This is a genomic window from Nonomuraea sp. NPDC050404 (genome assembly GCF_040655495.1).
GTDB lineage: Bacteria > Actinomycetota > Actinomycetes > Streptosporangiales > Streptosporangiaceae > Nonomuraea.
The window spans coordinates 243029-257671 of record NZ_JBFAKB010000003.1 but is presented as its reverse complement, the minus strand read 5'-3'; the positions used below and the strand labels follow the sequence as shown (position 1 = coordinate 257671).

16 protein-coding genes are annotated in these 14643 nt (G+C 69.9%); 5 read left to right on the top strand and 11 right to left on the bottom strand.

The window, feature by feature from the left end; genetic code table 11:
- Nucleotides 1-36: 36 nt before the first annotated feature.
- Together AB0I81_RS09570 and AB0I81_RS09565 are read right to left on the bottom strand one after the other, a co-directional pair.
- Nucleotides 37-246 carry a hypothetical protein gene (locus AB0I81_RS09570; RefSeq protein WP_360652786.1) on the bottom strand — a complete coding sequence of 70 codons (210 nt, stop codon included), beginning with the start codon at nucleotides 244-246 and terminating at the stop codon, nucleotides 37-39.
- Nucleotides 247-309: 63 nt separating this feature from the next.
- Entirely contained in the window at nucleotides 310-762 is a 453-nt protein-coding gene (locus tag AB0I81_RS09565; RefSeq protein WP_360652783.1) for an Lrp/AsnC family transcriptional regulator, read from the bottom strand.
- Nucleotides 763-826: 64 nt separating this feature from the next.
- Between AB0I81_RS09565 and AB0I81_RS09560 the strand changes: the two genes are divergently transcribed.
- From AB0I81_RS09560 to AB0I81_RS09545, 4 genes are all read left to right on the top strand, one after another.
- On the top strand, nucleotides 827-1582 hold the full coding sequence (locus AB0I81_RS09560) for an AzlC family ABC transporter permease (RefSeq protein WP_360652780.1): 756 nt from the start codon (nucleotides 827-829) through the stop codon (nucleotides 1580-1582).
- Nucleotides 1561-1893, top strand: coding sequence for an AzlD domain-containing protein (locus tag AB0I81_RS09555; protein ID WP_360652777.1), 333 nt, complete (start codon nucleotides 1561-1563; stop codon nucleotides 1891-1893). Before AB0I81_RS09560 ends, AB0I81_RS09555 begins: the two co-directional genes overlap by 22 nt.
- 45 nt (nucleotides 1894-1938) lie before the next feature.
- Complete coding sequence (locus tag AB0I81_RS09550) at nucleotides 1939-3000, top strand: HesA/MoeB/ThiF family protein (RefSeq protein ID WP_360652774.1); 1062 nt, start codon at nucleotides 1939-1941, stop codon at nucleotides 2998-3000.
- A 63-nt stretch (nucleotides 3001-3063) separates the two neighbouring features.
- Nucleotides 3064-3189, top strand: a complete 126-nt coding sequence (locus AB0I81_RS09545) for a hypothetical protein (protein WP_360652771.1) — start codon at nucleotides 3064-3066, stop codon at nucleotides 3187-3189.
- A gap of 73 nt (nucleotides 3190-3262) precedes the next feature.
- Here AB0I81_RS09545 and AB0I81_RS09540 read toward each other — a convergent pair whose 3' ends face one another.
- The 5 genes from AB0I81_RS09540 to AB0I81_RS09520 all read right to left on the bottom strand — a co-directional run bounded on the left by AB0I81_RS09540 (nucleotide 3263) and on the right by AB0I81_RS09520 (nucleotide 8444).
- Nucleotides 3263-4768, bottom strand: a complete 1506-nt coding sequence (locus tag AB0I81_RS09540) for a tripartite tricarboxylate transporter permease (RefSeq protein WP_360652768.1) — start codon at nucleotides 4766-4768, stop codon at nucleotides 3263-3265.
- A gap of 23 nt (nucleotides 4769-4791) precedes the next feature.
- The gene (locus AB0I81_RS09535; RefSeq protein WP_360652765.1) at nucleotides 4792-5253 is read right to left on the bottom strand and encodes a tripartite tricarboxylate transporter TctB family protein; all 462 of its coding nucleotides are present in this window, start codon (nucleotides 5251-5253) and stop codon (nucleotides 4792-4794) included.
- 1 nt (nucleotide 5254) lies between these two features.
- Nucleotides 5255-6292 (bottom strand): tripartite tricarboxylate transporter substrate-binding protein, encoded by a 1038-nt coding sequence (locus tag AB0I81_RS09530; protein WP_360652762.1) that lies wholly within the window; start codon nucleotides 6290-6292, stop codon nucleotides 5255-5257.
- A 257-nt stretch (nucleotides 6293-6549) separates the two neighbouring features.
- Nucleotides 6550-7608, bottom strand: a complete 1059-nt coding sequence (locus tag AB0I81_RS09525) for a 3-deoxy-7-phosphoheptulonate synthase (RefSeq protein WP_360652759.1) — start codon at nucleotides 7606-7608, stop codon at nucleotides 6550-6552.
- 242 nt (nucleotides 7609-7850) lie between these two features.
- Nucleotides 7851-8444, bottom strand: a complete 594-nt coding sequence (locus tag AB0I81_RS09520) for a hypothetical protein (RefSeq protein ID WP_360652756.1) — start codon at nucleotides 8442-8444, stop codon at nucleotides 7851-7853.
- 336 nt (nucleotides 8445-8780) lie between these two features.
- Between AB0I81_RS09520 and AB0I81_RS09515 the strand changes: the two genes are divergently transcribed.
- Nucleotides 8781-10187 (top strand): hypothetical protein, encoded by a 1407-nt coding sequence (locus tag AB0I81_RS09515; RefSeq protein WP_360652753.1) that lies wholly within the window; start codon nucleotides 8781-8783, stop codon nucleotides 10185-10187.
- A 130-nt stretch (nucleotides 10188-10317) separates the two neighbouring features.
- Here AB0I81_RS09515 and AB0I81_RS09510 read toward each other — a convergent pair whose 3' ends face one another.
- The 4 genes from AB0I81_RS09510 to AB0I81_RS09495 are packed head-to-tail and all read right to left on the bottom strand — an operon-like array spanning nucleotide 10318 to nucleotide 14562.
- The gene (locus AB0I81_RS09510; protein ID WP_360652750.1) at nucleotides 10318-11508 is read right to left on the bottom strand and encodes an FHA domain-containing serine/threonine-protein kinase; all 1191 of its coding nucleotides are present in this window, start codon (nucleotides 11506-11508) and stop codon (nucleotides 10318-10320) included.
- A complete protein-coding gene (locus tag AB0I81_RS09505) occupies nucleotides 11509-12546 on the bottom strand; it encodes a hypothetical protein (RefSeq protein ID WP_360652747.1) in 1038 nt (345 codons plus the stop codon). It abuts the gene before it with no gap.
- A gap of 16 nt (nucleotides 12547-12562) precedes the next feature.
- Nucleotides 12563-13864, bottom strand: coding sequence for a protein phosphatase 2C domain-containing protein (locus tag AB0I81_RS09500; protein WP_360652744.1), 1302 nt, complete (start codon nucleotides 13862-13864; stop codon nucleotides 12563-12565).
- A complete protein-coding gene (locus tag AB0I81_RS09495) occupies nucleotides 13861-14562 on the bottom strand; it encodes a VWA domain-containing protein (RefSeq protein WP_360652741.1) in 702 nt (233 codons plus the stop codon). The genes AB0I81_RS09500 and AB0I81_RS09495 overlap by 4 nt, the downstream gene beginning before the upstream one ends.
- Nucleotides 14563-14643: the final 81 nt, after the last annotated feature.

Genomic DNA, 14643 nt, shown 5'->3' with positions numbered 1-14643 from the left:
TGCTAGGGGTGGCACCTGGTCCGGCGCCTGCCCTTTTCAGCGCCCGATCCGCCGGAATATCCCGAACTCGACCAGGAGTCCCAGGCCCGCGCCTCCGACGAAGGCGATGAGCTCGTCCATGCCGAGTGCCGGGTCGCGATCGATCAGCAGGGTGACGAGCACGTTGCCGACGACGATCCCGACGATCAGCAGGATGATGAGCCGTACCGCCCGCACGACCGACCCCTTGGCCAGGTCCTCACTCATCGCGAACACCCCTTCCGTGTTCCGAACATGTAGACAGCCTACACATCGAACGCGGAAGTGCGTTCAGTCCTTGATGCGTTTCATGGTGAGATGCGAGTCGACACGGGCGACGGCGGGCAGCGGCAGGATCTGCCCGCTGAGAAACTGCTCGTAGGCGATCTGGTCGGCGACCGCGACGCGCAGGTAGTAGTCGGGCCGCCCGAACATGCGCCGGAACTCCAGCACCTCCTCCAGCGCCGCGACCCTGGACTCGAACTCCTCCACGGTCTGCAGGTCGTTGACCGCGATCTCCACCGACATGACCACTTCCAGCGAGCGACCCAGGGCCTCGGGCGAGATCTGCGCCCGATACCCGGCGATCACTCCCGCCTCCTCCAGCCGCTTGACCCGGCGCAGGCACGGCGGCGGCGTCAGGCCCACCCGCCGGGCCAGCTCCACGTTCGACATCCGCCCGTCCTGGGCCAGTTGGAACAATATTTCTCGATCAACATAGTCAAGGCTTATATTCGTGCCCATCGGCCCGCCTTCTGCTAACTGTACGCAACCATATTAGGCTTTATACGCACTAAAATTGCGTTCCATGGACGGAACGCGACAGAAGGACTTCGCGGCGGCGGTGACCGACACCGCGTCGGTGGGGCTGAGCCTGTTCCCCCTCGGGGTCAGCTTCGGCGTGCTGGTGGTGCACGCCGGGCTGAGCTGGTGGTGGGCGCCGGTGTTCACCGCCGTGATCTACGCGGGTTCGCTGGAGTTCCTGCTGCTCGGCCTGGTCGCGTCCGTGACGCCGCTGGCGCAGATCGCGGTGACGGCGCTGCTGGTGAACATGCGGCACATCTTCTACGCCCTGTCCTTCCCCCTGCGCCAAATCCGCCCGCTCGGCCGCGTCTACGCCACCTTCGCGCTCACGGACGAGGCGTACGCGCTGACCGCCGGCGGCCGTGCCCGGTCCTGGAGTGGCGCCCGGATCCTGTGGATGCAGTTGCTCTGCCAGGGCTACTGGGTCGGCGGAGCCACGGTCGGCGCGCTGGCCGGCGCGCTGATCCCGGTCAGCCTGCGCGGCCTGGACTTCGCGCTGACCGCCCTGTTCGTGGTCCTGACGATCGACGGCTGGCGGGCGCAGCGCAACCTGCCCACGCCCTTGCTGGCGGCGGCCTCCTTCGCGGTCGCCGCCCTCCTGGCCCCCGGGCAACTGCTGCCGGTCTCGATGGGCCTGTTCACCACCGCCCTCCTCATCCGGTACGCCCTGCGCCCCCACCGCCCCGGCACCCCGGAGCAGGAGGCGCTCCCGAACCTCGTCCCGGAAGACGGAACCGCATGCCCACCCCGCTCTACCTGACCGCCGCCGTGGCCATCAGCGCCGCGATCACCTGGGGGCTGCGCGCCCTGCCCTTCGCCGTGCTCGCTCCGCTGCGCCGCTCGGCCGTTCTGCGCTATCTCGCCTTCCACATGCCGGTCGGCATCATGCTGATCCTGGCCCTGTACACCCTGCGCGACTTCCGCCCCACCGACTGGCCGGCCGCCGCCCCCACCGCGCTGGCCCTGGTGGTCGCGGTCGGGCTGCATCTGAAGACCCGCAACGCGGTGGTCAGCGTGCTGGGCGCGACGGCCGTACACGTGGTGCTGTCGACCTTCTGGCTGACCGGATGACGCCGAGATCTTGACGCTGCCCTGACAGATCCCGACGATCAGTGAATGCGTCTTCCCCGGGTGAAACCCGAGCACGCTCCGCACCAGCTCAGCGACGGCACCATCCGCCTCGGTGGCGCCCTGTACGGGATCGCCTCGGAGATCACGGACGTCGACGGCTGGGCGTGGAAGGCGCTGACGCTCATGGACGGCACCCGTACCCCCGCGCAGATAGCCGCGGGCCTGTGTGCCGCCTTCGCCGGCCTGACGCGGGAGGAGGCAGAGGACGTCGTCGCCACCCTCGTGGCCTCCGGCCACGTCGAGGAGGCCGACCCCGGCCCCTGCCCGGAACTGAGCGAGCAGGAGAAGGAGCGCTACAGCCGCAGCAGGGACTACTTCCGCTGGGTGGACCTCACCCCGCGTGACCACGGCTGGGAGCCGCAGGTACGGATCAAGGCCGCGCGGGTGCTGGTCCTCGGCCTGGGCGGTACGGGCAGCCACGCGGCCTGGTCGCTGACCGCGGCGGGCGTGGGCCGCCTGCACCTGGTGGACGCCGACGTCGTGGAACTCTCGAACCTCAACCGGCAACTCCTTTACACCGAGGCGGACCTCGGCCGGCCCAAGGCAGAGGTGGCGCTCGACCGGCTGCGCCGGATCAACTCAGGCGTGCGGATCACCGTGGCGGCGTCGGCGGTGGACAGTCCCGGGGAGCTCGCGCGGCTGATCGACGGCTTCGACGTGCTGGCGTTGTGCGCGGACCGGCCGCGCGAGCCGGACGGCATCCAGAGCTGGGCCAACCAGGTCTGCGGCGGGGCCGGGATCCCTTGGGTGACAGGCGGGTACAACGGCCCGCTGGTCAGCGTGGGCGTCTTCGGGCCCGGCGGGCCCTGTTTCGAGTGCGTACGGGCCGGCATCCCGCCACAACCCGGCGCCGGCTACGCCTGGCCGGGGGTGACGGGCGCGTCGGCGGGATTGTCCGGGCAACTCGTGGCCTACGACGTGCTGGCCCTGGTGACCGGGCTGCTGCCCACGCCGCCCGGCTACTTCCACGGGGTGACCCTGCTGGATCCGGACGGGCACGTGTACGCCCGCCATCCGGCGCGGCCGGAGTGTGAGATCTGCTCTTGATCACTCGCCGTGATGTCCCTATCGTCGCGGTTACCGTTTCCTTCCCAATTGGTAAGGAGTGTCATGAACAGCACCCCCAGCGTGGAACCACAGCAGGAGCGGCAGCCCGGAAAGCGAACGATCGTTGTCCGCCGGCTGGACAAGATCGGCCCCACCGCGATGCCTCCCAGCCAGGGCACCTCCAACTGATCCACGTGCGGGCAGGGCGACCTGGAATCGGGAAGACCTGCCCGGCAGGGTCACCGCGCACCGTGAGCCGGCCCTACTCCTCCTCCGCGAACACCACCTCACGGCGGCGGCGGATCGCCGGCAGGACGGCGAAGACGAGCGCCGCCACGGCCAGGGCAAGGAGCACCGCAGAGATCGGCCGGGTCAGGAAGGTCGTCGCGTCGCCCCGGGAGATGATGAGCGCCCGCCGGAGGTTCTCCTCAAGCAGGGGCCCGAGCACGAAGCCGAGCAGCAGCGGCGCCGGCTCGCAGCCGCACTTGATCAGTATGTAGCCCAGGATCCCGAAGAAGACGATCGCGTAGACGTCGAAGGCGTTGAAGCTCAGGGAGTAGGTGCCGATCGAGGCGAACAGCACGATCATCGGGAACAACACCTGGTACGGGATGCGCAACATCCGCACCCACACCCCGATCAGCGGCAGGTTCAGCAGCACCAGCAGCACATTGCCGATCCACATCGACGCGATCAGGCCCCAGAACAGCTCCGGCTCGTCGGTGATGACGTTCGGGCCGGGGGTGATGCCGTGCACGATGAACGCGCCGACCATCAGCGCCATCACCGGATGGGCGGGCAGGCCCAGGGTGAGCAGCGGAATGAACGACGTCTGCGCGGCGGCGTTGTTCGCCGACTCGGGGCCGGCGACGCCCTCGATCGCGCCGTGCCCGAACTCCTGCTTCCGCCTGGAGATGCGCTTCTCCACGGCGTAGGAGGTGAAGGCGGCCAGCACGTGGCCCCCGCCGGGCAGAACCCCGAGCGCGGCGCCGAGCCCAGTGCCCCGCGCGATCGGGCCGACGATCCTGCGCCGGTCCTCGCGGTTCGGCCAGAGGTTGCTCACCTTGCTCACGATCGCCGTGCGGGTGTGCTCGTTCTCCAGGTTGCGCAGGATCTCGGCCAGCCCGAACATGCCGACCGCGACCGACACGAAGTCGATGCCCCCGTACAACTCGCGCTGCTCGAAGACGAACCGGGGCGTGCCGGTGTAGATGTCCTGGCCGACCGTGCCGAGCAGGACGCCGAGGGCGATCATCGCCAGCGCCTTGAGCGCCGTGCCGCGCGCCAGCGCGATCGACACGATCAGGCCGAGCAGCACCAGCGAGAAGTACTCGGCCGCGCCGAACTGCAGCGCGACCCTGGCCAGCGGTGGGGCCGCGACGGCGAGCACGACGGTGGCCACCGTACCGGCGATGAAGGAGCCGATCGCGGCGGCGGCCAGTGCCGCGCCGGCCCTGCCCTGACGGGCCATCTCGTGCCCGTCCAGCGCGGTGACCGCCGCCGACGACTCACCGGGCAGGTTGATCAGGATGGCGGTCGTGGAGCCGCCGTACTGCGCGCCGTAGTAGATGCCGGCCAGCATGATCAGCGCCGTCACCGGCTCGAAGCTGAAGGTGATCGGCAGCAGCATCGCCACCGTCGCCGTCGGCCCGATGCCCGGCAGGACGCCGACCGCCGTGCCGAGCAGCACTCCCACGAAGCAGTAGAGGACGTTCTGGACCAGCAGGGCCGTGGAGAAGCCCAGGGCGAGATTGTCGAGAAGTTCCATGCCCTCTCAATCCGGATGCCGCGTCAGAACCCCAGCCACGGGCCCACCAGCGGGATCCGCAGCTGAAGTCCGACGACGAAGATGAGCGTGGCGGCCAGGGTCAGCCCGGCCGCCACGGCCACGGCCATGAGCGGCCGTACGCGGGTGCCGGCCAGCGTGGTGAGCAGGGCGGTCACCGCCGACGTCGGCACGAATCCGAGTCCCCGTACGGTGAATCCGAAGAACAGGACCGCGAGCACGATGAGGACGACCGCCCGCCACGGGATCGGGCCGAACGTGATCATCTCGCCGGCGACGAGTCCCTTGACCACGATCGCCAGGCCCAGGGCGGCCACGATCGCGCCCGCCAGCAGCGGGAAGGCGCCGGGGCCCATCCGCAGGGGGGTGCCCAGCTCGTAGCCGAGCGACCCCACCACGAATGCGGCACCGATCAGAACGAAGATCGCCCCGGCGATCACGTCCGGAAAAGACCGGCGTCGCTCCACCTCAGGACGCCTTGACGCCGGCGTCGGCGATGACCTTCGCCCAGGTGCCGAGCTGCTCCTCCAGCTTGGCCCGGTGCGCCTGCGGCGTCGCGTCCTCGGCCGGGACCGGCGCGGTGCCGAGCTTGGCCATCTGGTCGATGACCTTCTGGTCGGCCAGTGCCGCCTTCAGCGCCTCCGACAACTTCTGTACGACGTCCTGCGGCGTCTTGGCCGGCACGTAGAGGCCGTGCCACACGCTGACCTGCAGTCCCGGCAGCCCGGCCTCGGTCGTGGTGGGCAGGTCCGGCAGGCTCTTGACCCGTTCCGGTGTGGTGACCGCGTACGCCTTCACCTCGCCGGCGGAGATCTGGCCGCTGGTGTTGGTGGTCTGGTCGCACATGAAGTCGACCTGGCCGCCGACGAGGTCGGTCAGCGCGGGTCCTGTGCCCTCGTACGGAACCTCCTGGAGTTTGACCCCGGCGGCGGTCTGGAACAGCAGGCCGCACAGGTGGGACGCGGCCCCGATGCCGGCGTTGGCCAGGGTGACCTTGCCGGCGTTCGCCTTCACGTAGGTGACCAGGTCCTTGAGCGTGGCCGGCTCGAAGTCCTTGCGGGCGACGACGGTCATCGGCACCTCGGTGACGAGCCCGACCGTCTGGAAGCTCTCCAGCGGTTTGTAGCCCAGGCTCTGGTACAGGGCGGGCGCCGTCGACATGCCGATGTGGTGCATGAGGACGGTGTAGCCGTCGGGCTCGGCCACCGCGACCTCACCCGCGCCGACCGTGCCGCCGGCGCCTTCGACGTTCTGTACGACCACCTTGCCGCCGAGCTTGGCGGCCATCGGCTCGGCGATCAGCCGGGTGACGGTGTCGGTCGGGCCGCCCGCGCTGAACGGGACGACGATCGTGATGTTCCGGTCCGGATAGCCACCGGCGGTGGCGCCGCCGGTGGTGCCTGCGCCCGTGCCGCCGCCGCTGCCGGCACAGGCGGTGACGAGCGAAAAGATGCCAATCGTGGCGATCATCCGGGTGGTGGCCCGGTACCTGCTGGTCGTGCTCATATCGCGACCTCCTCGTCGGCGCATCCCCATTCGTCGGTCAGTACGCGGCCTCGCGGACGCGGATGGGGAGGGGATTTCCTAGGAATGCGCCGGATGTGAGAAGAATCGCAAGAACTTATGGGCTAACACAAGCGCTGATTGAGGACGTAACGTTATTGCCGTTTTGGCCGATGTGATCTTCTGGCCGGTGTTGTGACAAAACGCCCAGAAGGTCCGGGCCGACGCCATGGCCGGCCCGGTATTTTCGGGACGTGAGGCTAGCGGGCTTCCCGGCGGGAGCGCACGGCCCGGGCCAGGACCTCCAGCAGCCGCTCCGTCTCGTCCCAGCCGACGCAGGCGTCGGTGATGCTCTGCCCGTAGGTCAGGCCCTCGCGCGGTCCCGGCTCCTGACGGCCCGGCTCGATGAAGCTCTCCACCATCAGCCCGGCGATCCCGTTGTCGCCCGAGGCGATGCGCTCGGCGATCTCCCTGACCACCTCGGCCTGCCGTACGTGGTCCTTGCCGCAGTTGCCGTGGCTGGCGTCCACGACCAGCCGCTCGGGACGCTCGGCCTTGGCGAGCAGGTCGAGGGCGTCACGGACGGAGTCGGCGTCGTAGTTGGGGCCGCCCCGGCCGCCGCGCAGGATGACGTGACAGTCCGGGTTGCCGGTGGTGGTGACCACCGAGGCCCGGCCCTCGTCGTCGATGCCGAAGAAGACCTGCGGGTGCGAGGAGGCGATCATGCCGTCGATCGCGACCTGCACGTCGCCGTCCGTGGCGTTCTTGAACCCGACCGGCATCGACAGGCCCGAGGTGAGCTGCCGGTGCACCTGGCTCTCCGGTGTACGGGCGCCGATCGCGCCCCAGGTGACGGCGTCGGCGATGTACTGCGGGCTGGTGGGCTCCAGGAACTCGCAGCCGACCGGCAGGCCCAGGCTGAGCACGTCCAGCAGCACGGTCCTGGCCAGGCGCAGCCCGCGCCGCACGTCATGGCCGCCGTCGATGTCCGGGTCGTTGATCAGGCCCTTCCAGCCGATGGTCGTACGGGGCTTCTCGAAGTAGACGCGCATGACCACACACAGGGCGTCGTCCAGGTCGCGGGTGGCCTCGACCAGGCGGCGGGCGTAGTCGAGCGCCGCCTCGGGGTCGTGCACCGAGCACGGCCCGATGACCAGCAGCAGCCGGTCGTCGTCGCCTTCCAGCACGTCCCGTACGGCGCGGCGGCTCGCGGCCACCAGCGCCGCGCGTTCCTCCCCGAGCGGATGATCGCCTCGAAGTTCGGTCGGCGTGGGCAGGGCTTCGAAGGAGGTGATGCGGAGGTCACTGGTCTCAGTCATGGGCTGCTGGGTGTCCTTGCTCTCTCGGCGGCGGTACGGCCCACGCCCGAAACTCCGGAGCCGCCCCGCCTGTAAAACGACGAAGAGCAGAGACGAGACGTCTCTGCTCTGTGGCTCCGGATGATCAGTTAGTCAGCGCACGTGACTCCCGGCCCCATCCGGAGCCTGGCCATAGCGCCAAAATCGACTGATCAGCATGCGCCAGACAGTACCAGGCGGGCGTCGGCATTTCCAAACCGTGGTCAGGAACACCTCAGCTCGGCGAGGAGCCCGGACAGGAACGCGTCGGCGGTGGCGAAGCCGGGTGGCGGGTGGCCGTCCACCTGGTAGTCGAATCCCGCGCACGTGAACTGGTCGGGGGTCGATCCCGTCTCGTACCTCACGCGGCGCACGACGACGTTGGCGATCCGGCGGGTGCCCGTCACGGTGGCGTGGCTTCGTATGCCGCTCCTGTGGGCGCTGACCGAGAGGTGGGTGCCGCCAGCTTCGGCCCAGATGCTGGCCGACTTCTCCGCCGGGAGCTGGGCGCGCTGGGCCTTGATGCCTAGGTCCGCCAGGGCGTCGATGATGGTCCGCTCCAGCCGGTTGAGCGGTGGCGGGCCGGTTTCGGGCGCGTCGTCCGTACTGGGCTGCGGGCTTGTGCTGATGACGGACCTGGGCTGCGGGCTCGTCCCGACGACGGACCTGGGCTGCGGGCTCGTCCCGACGACGGACGGCGAAGGTGGCGGGCTCGTCCTGGCGGTGGACGGGGAAGGTGGCGGGGAAGGGCCGGTGGAGCATGCCGCCATGGCCGTGAGCAGCACTGATGCCGTGTAGATGGCCGCTCTGTCCCGCATGGGGCACCTCCCCGCAGGCAGGTTGATTTGTCCTGGACGTTTCCAGACGAACCTGTCACCTGACAGTTGTCCGGCTGATATTGATCACGTTTTAATGTCGTTGAGTTTAGGCGCCCGCCGGCCCAGGGAGGGGAAGCGTGCGATCGATTATCGGGCGCGCCTGAACGGTCATGGGATCAGTGACGCCTTGGAGTCCAGATGTATGACGAACCGGCACCGGCGCCCTCCCTCGCCGCGCGCGCCTGGAGCTTGTTACAACAGGTGGGGACGCTTTTCCGGCGACGCCTGGTAGTGATCGTCGTTGTTGTCGCCGTGCTGATATCCACTGTGGTGCTCGTGAACTACACCCAGGGCTGGTGGCCCTGGGGCGGCTGTGAGACGTCGAGCGCGGATGTCGAAGCGGTCGAAGGCGAATGCGTCGGGCTGATGGACCCCGTCGACGGGACGATGGTGCTGGGCAAGCCGTACCAGCAGATCCTGGAGGTCATCGCGGCCGAGAACCGGCTGGTCACCCAGGGTGAGGACTACAGCACGATCGCGCTCATGGCCCCGATGGGTGCCGGGCCGCGCGGGTTGGTCGGCGATCGGGCCCTGCACCAGCTCGAAGGGGCGTTCATCGGCCAGTACCGCGCCAACCGTTCCGAGATCTTCCCCAAGATCCGGCTGCTGCTGGCCAACACCGGGCACGACGGCTCGAAGTGGCAGACGACCGTAGAGGCGGTACGGAAGAACGCCGCGACGGGTCAGACGGCCAGCCCCGGGCAGATCGTCGCGGTCACCGGCATGGGCCCGAGCCAGCAGGAGAGCATCGATGCCGCACGCGCCCTGGCCAAGGACCCCGGGATCCCGATGGTCGCCGACTTCATCACCGCCGCCGGGTTCAACACCACCGGCGAGATCGACGACGGTGGGACCATTCCCGGCCTCACCCGTACCGCGGTCAGCACCTGGGCCCAGCTCGAAGCCATCGCCGACGAGTTCCAGAAGAAGAAGGTCGGCGGGAACGCGGCGCTGATGTGGGCCGATGTGACCCCGCAGGGCACCAAGGACCTGTACGCCCGCTCGCTGAAGGACGCCTTCCTCGATCCGAAGCTCGGGCTCAAGCCGTACGTCGACAGGTCGGGGCTCAGCTTCCCGTTCGACCCGCGTGGCGGCTCCTCCCTGCTGCGAACCATCAGCGACACGATCTGCGGCTCCAAGACGGACATGATCTTCTACGCGGGCCGTCAGGCGTTCCTGCCCACGTTCCTCAAACTGCTGCGCGGCAGGCCCTGCCGATCCACCCCCATCACCGTGGTCACCGGGGACGACGCCCAGGACCAGAAGGCCGACGATCCGTCGCTGCACGACGCGGAGGCGCCCATCAAGGTGATGTTCGTGCCGCTGGCCGATCCCGCGCGGCTCGACCACGAGGACAACCCGCACCGCCAGCTCTACCGCGAGTTCCGCAACGAGTTCGTGACGGCGCACCACGGCGTGACGTTCCCGGCGGCGCATCTCGGCAGCGGCCTGGCGATCCTGTCCTACGACGCGGTGACCGCCGCGGCCACCGCGGTGCAGAAGGCCGCCATCGGCGACAACCCGGCCCAGCTCACCCTGCCCTCCACGGCGGCGGTGCGCGGGCAGCTCTACCTGTTCACCGGCACCAACGTCATCCGCGGCGCCAGCGGCGCCTTCACCCTCGACTCCAGAACCGGGGAACGGGTGAACGTCACCATGCCCAAGCCGGTGACCATCCCATAACCGCCCAGGCCCGTGACCACCCCGCGCCCATGCCCAGGCCCATGACTACCCCGCGCCATGCCCAGGCCCGTGACTGCCCCGCGCCATGCCCAGGCCCGTGGCTACTCCGCGCCAATGCCGAGGCCAGTGACTACCCCGCCACCACCACGATCGTCGCCAGCGCCACCGCCGCGACGAGGAGGAGCAGCAGCCACCAGCGCCCGGCGGACATGCGGCCGAGCCGTACCCGCTCCAACTCCCCCGCCTCGGACAGACGCAGCAGCACCTTGCCGATCGTGAAGCGATCACCCGGCCGCAGGGTGGCATAGAGGACAGGGCGGCCGTCGATGTACGTCCCGAGGCCGCCGCTGTGGTCGTGCAGCCGGTAGCCGGCGCTCACCTTGCGGACGGTGGCGTGCGCCGGGGCGATCCCCTCGCCCCGGATCACGATGTCGGCCGCGTGCCCGCTGCCCAGCGTGGTGGTCTCCTTCAGCATCCCAAGGGTGACCGACAGAATCCTGGTACGCGGCACCGTCGTCTGCGAACTCTCCGACTGGTGCCCCACGAGACGGCCGAGCAGCTCCATGGTGGTGGGCCGCCGCGACGGATCCTTGGCCAGGCAGTCGGCGACCAGCGCGCGCAGCGGCCCGGAGATCACCCGCACGTCGGGGGTCTCGGTCAGGACGCGGTTGAGTATGACGGCCACGTTGTTGCCCGCGAACGGCACCTTGCCGGTGGCGGCGAAATACACCGTGGCCGCCCAGGCGTGCACGTCGGCGGGCGGGCCCACCTCGGCGTCCTCCCCTTCCACCTGCTCCGGCGCGAGATAGCCGGGGGTTCCCACGTGCGCCGATAGCGTGGCGGTCGCCTCCAAGGCCCGCGCGACGCCGAAGTCCACGACGCGCGGCCCGTCAGGACCGATGATCACGTTGGCGGGCTTGAGGTCGCGGTGGATCACCCCCACCCCGTGGATCGCCGCCAGCGCGGTGGCCGTGTACGTCGCCAGCCGCTCCAGCGCGGCCCCCGACATCGGCCCCTGCGTCTCGACCAGCTTCTGCAGGGACGGGCCCTCGACGTACTCACTCACGATGTACGGCTGGTCACGGTCGATGGCGGCGTCAATGATCATCGCCGTGTACGCCCTGGGCACCCGCGACGCGATGGCCACCTCGTCCGCGAACCGCCTGCGCGCCCTCGGGTCGGCCGCCCCCTGCGCGTGGATCAGCTTGATCGCGACCCGGCCCGTCTCACCCCGCGCGAGGTAGACCGTGCCCTGACCGCCGGCGCCCAGGCGGCCGAGCACCTCGTAGGGCCCGATCCGCCGTGGCTCGCCGGTGTCCATTCATGCCCCCCAGGTGACCGCGACGACGACGGCGATCGCCGCCAGGACGACGATCATTACCACGATCCCGCCGTACCTGCCACGAGAGCCTTCCCCGACCGCGGACCTCCCCCGCCGCCACGCCTCGCGCAGGTTGGAGTCGGTCTCGACGTAGATGCGTTCGGGGGTGACCAGCCAGCCCCACGACTCGCCCGCCGCCCGCCACCGCGCGGTGTCCACCGTCTCCGGCGCGCCGTCCAGACACTGCCGCAACAACCGCAGGTGCCGCGACGGCAGGACTCTGGCCAGCGCGTCCTCGTCGGGCGACCACGTCTCGGCGCTCTCCTGGAGGCACCGCACGACGGCCCAGGCGAACTTGTAATAGTCCGACTCCGGGGTGAACGCGGCCTCACGGGGGAGTTTCCACTGCTCGGGATCGACCTCCGGCAGGGCGCCGCGGCCCGCGACCGGCAGGCAGGAGTCGCAGTCCAGCAGGTACACCGCGGGGGCCGGGTCTACGGTGAAGACGGCGTTGCGCAGTTGCAGATCGCCCACGGCGTAACCCTGCTCGTGCAGCCACTGCACCGTACCGAGCAACTGGCCCAGGACGGCCAGCTTGTAGGGCGGCTCGTAGTAGCGCGTGCCGTACTGTTCGCGCAGGGCGTTGGCCCGCTCGGGCGAGCGCGTGAGCTCATCCAGGTGCCGCGGCGCCAGCCGGCCGCGCAGATCGACGAACATGCGCTCGGGAGCGGGCCTGATCAGGATGCCGGTGATCCCGTCGTGCCGGACCGCCGCGACCGGCCACGCGCAACGCCGATCAAGGGTCGCGCGGTCGTGCAGGGGAAGTTCGCGCCGCCAGCGCACCATGGCCAGCAGGGCGTCCTCGTCCAGCCCCGCCAGCGTCTCCTCGTCGTACCGCTTGAACAGGAACAGCCCGGGCACGCCGCTGACCTCGCACGGCACCAGGCTGCGCGCCTGGCCGCCCGGGCGCAGTGAGTAGTTCTCGGCTTCCGTGACGGATATCAGATCCGCTTCCTCGACCACCTCTGGGGGATTCATCCTTCTGTCGCCTTTATCAGAGGACGGCCGTGTCGTGGCGGCCTGCCCACAACGCCAGGACGGTCCGGTCGTCGTCGTAGGTCGACAGGTGGAAGTCCACATCGTCCAGGAAGCTGCGCTGTTCTGGCGGCGAACTCCATGATGTGACGAGCCGCTGGGCGAGCAGGCTGCCGCCGCTGCCCATGGCTGTGCCGAACCCGTCGCTGCACAGGACGAGCACGTCGCCCGGTGCCCAATCGATCTGCCGTTCCCGCAGCTCACCGAGGTCGTCCGGCAGGGCGGATGTGACGTTGCCCGGCCGTTGCCCGACGGGCGGGAAGATCTCCGTCCATGTACCGTCGTGGAGCCACAACGCCGGCGAGTCCCCTATGGCGGCGCAGGCGGCCAGGCCGCGCCTGCCATCGGCGGGGACGACCCCGATCGTCAGCGTGGTGGCGGGCGGTTCGGATGCGCCGGCGCCGTGCCTGCCGGTGCGGTGATCGCTGGGATGGCTGCTGGAGTGGCCTCTGGGATGACCGCTGGGGTGGCCTTCGGGATGACCTTTGGGATGGCTGCTGGGGTAACCGCGCCTGCCCGTGGGGTGGCCGCGTTCGACCGTGGGGTGGTCGCGTTCGTTTGCGGGATGGCCACCGAGTCGGGCGGTGGCGCGCATGACCTCCCCGGCGATGGTGGCGAAGGCCGCGTGCCAGGCGCCGGGGCTGGGGGTCAGTGAGAGGTTCGTGGCGGCGCGTACGGCCACCGCGGCGGCGTGTTCGGCGTGCAACGTGCTGCCCAGCCCGTCGGCCACGGCCGCGATGACCCAGCGTCCGTCCGCGCTCAGCCGTACCGCGTAGGCGTCCTGCAGGGGTTCGCCGCGGTAGCGGTGGCGCCGGCCGCGGATGCTCACCGCGCGGATCGTGGTCTGCGCGAGCATGCCGCCATCGAGCGCTATGCCAGGGGCGCGCGAGTCCGCGCCGCCCGCCAGCAGGACGGGCAGCGGTTGTGGGAGCGGGCCGAGTGGTGTTCCGCCGCCGTTCGCGGCGCGGGTCCTGCGGCGGAGCAACAACTGCCCGGCGAGTACGGCGCCGCCACCGGCGAGACCGGCCAGTATCCACCACGGCCAGCCCGACGCCGCCCCGCCGTCCTGCGACGGGCCGGGCGTCACGGTCACCGTCACGGTGGGCTCCTCCGGCGACGGACCCGCCGCCCCGGGGCCAGCCCCGACCTGCCCAGGGTTCGCCGTCACCGGGATGCCCGCCCCGACCTGCCCAAGGTCTGCCACCACCGGGACGCCCGCCCCGATGGCCAGCGATAATCCCGCCAGCGTCGCCCTGATCATCTGAGTTGCCGCATCCCGCTGGGTCCGCGCAGCACGGCCGTGTTCCTGTTGACCGAGGCGCTGATGCTGTCCGAGACGGCCTGCGCGATGCCGTGCAGCACGGTGGCCGCACCTGTGGCGATCTCACCCGCGAAGGCCAGCACCTCACCCCTGAGGTCGGTGGCGACCCGCCGCAGGGTCTCCTCCCGCACCGTCCCGAAGCCGAGCGCCACGATGTACGGCGGCGGAGCCAGGTTCGCCAGCCGGTCGCGCGCGGGACCCCAGATGTCGACGTCCTGGTGATTCTCGCCCACGTACGGCTCCCCGTCGGTGATGAAGAAGACCACCGGCGCCCGTACGTCGAAGCGCCTGGACAACTTCCGGTGATCCTTCTCCATGATCTTCACGAGCTCCGTGAAGACCGCCAGATAGTCCGTCTGCCGGCCGGGCTTCAGGGCCGGAACCCTGATCGCGTCGCACGGCCTGGTCAGCGGGAGCACCACCTCGACCTTGTCGGAGAAGGACACCACGGCTACGTGCGCGGCCTCGCTGACGCCCGGATCGCCCGCCTCCAGCTCGAACAGCAACTCACCCACGCAGTTGGAGAGCACCTCGAAGGGGGTGGGTCGTCCATCCTCGCGGGCAGTGTGCATCGAATGCGACACGTCGCACACGATGTAGAAGGGGAAGGCGCGAGGGCGCCCGTTGGCCGATCTCATCGGCTTTTCATCCTGATGGGAATCGCCGGTCTTGGCAAGGTCGCGAACGCAAGGATGGCCGGCGAGATCCGTACCAGGAAC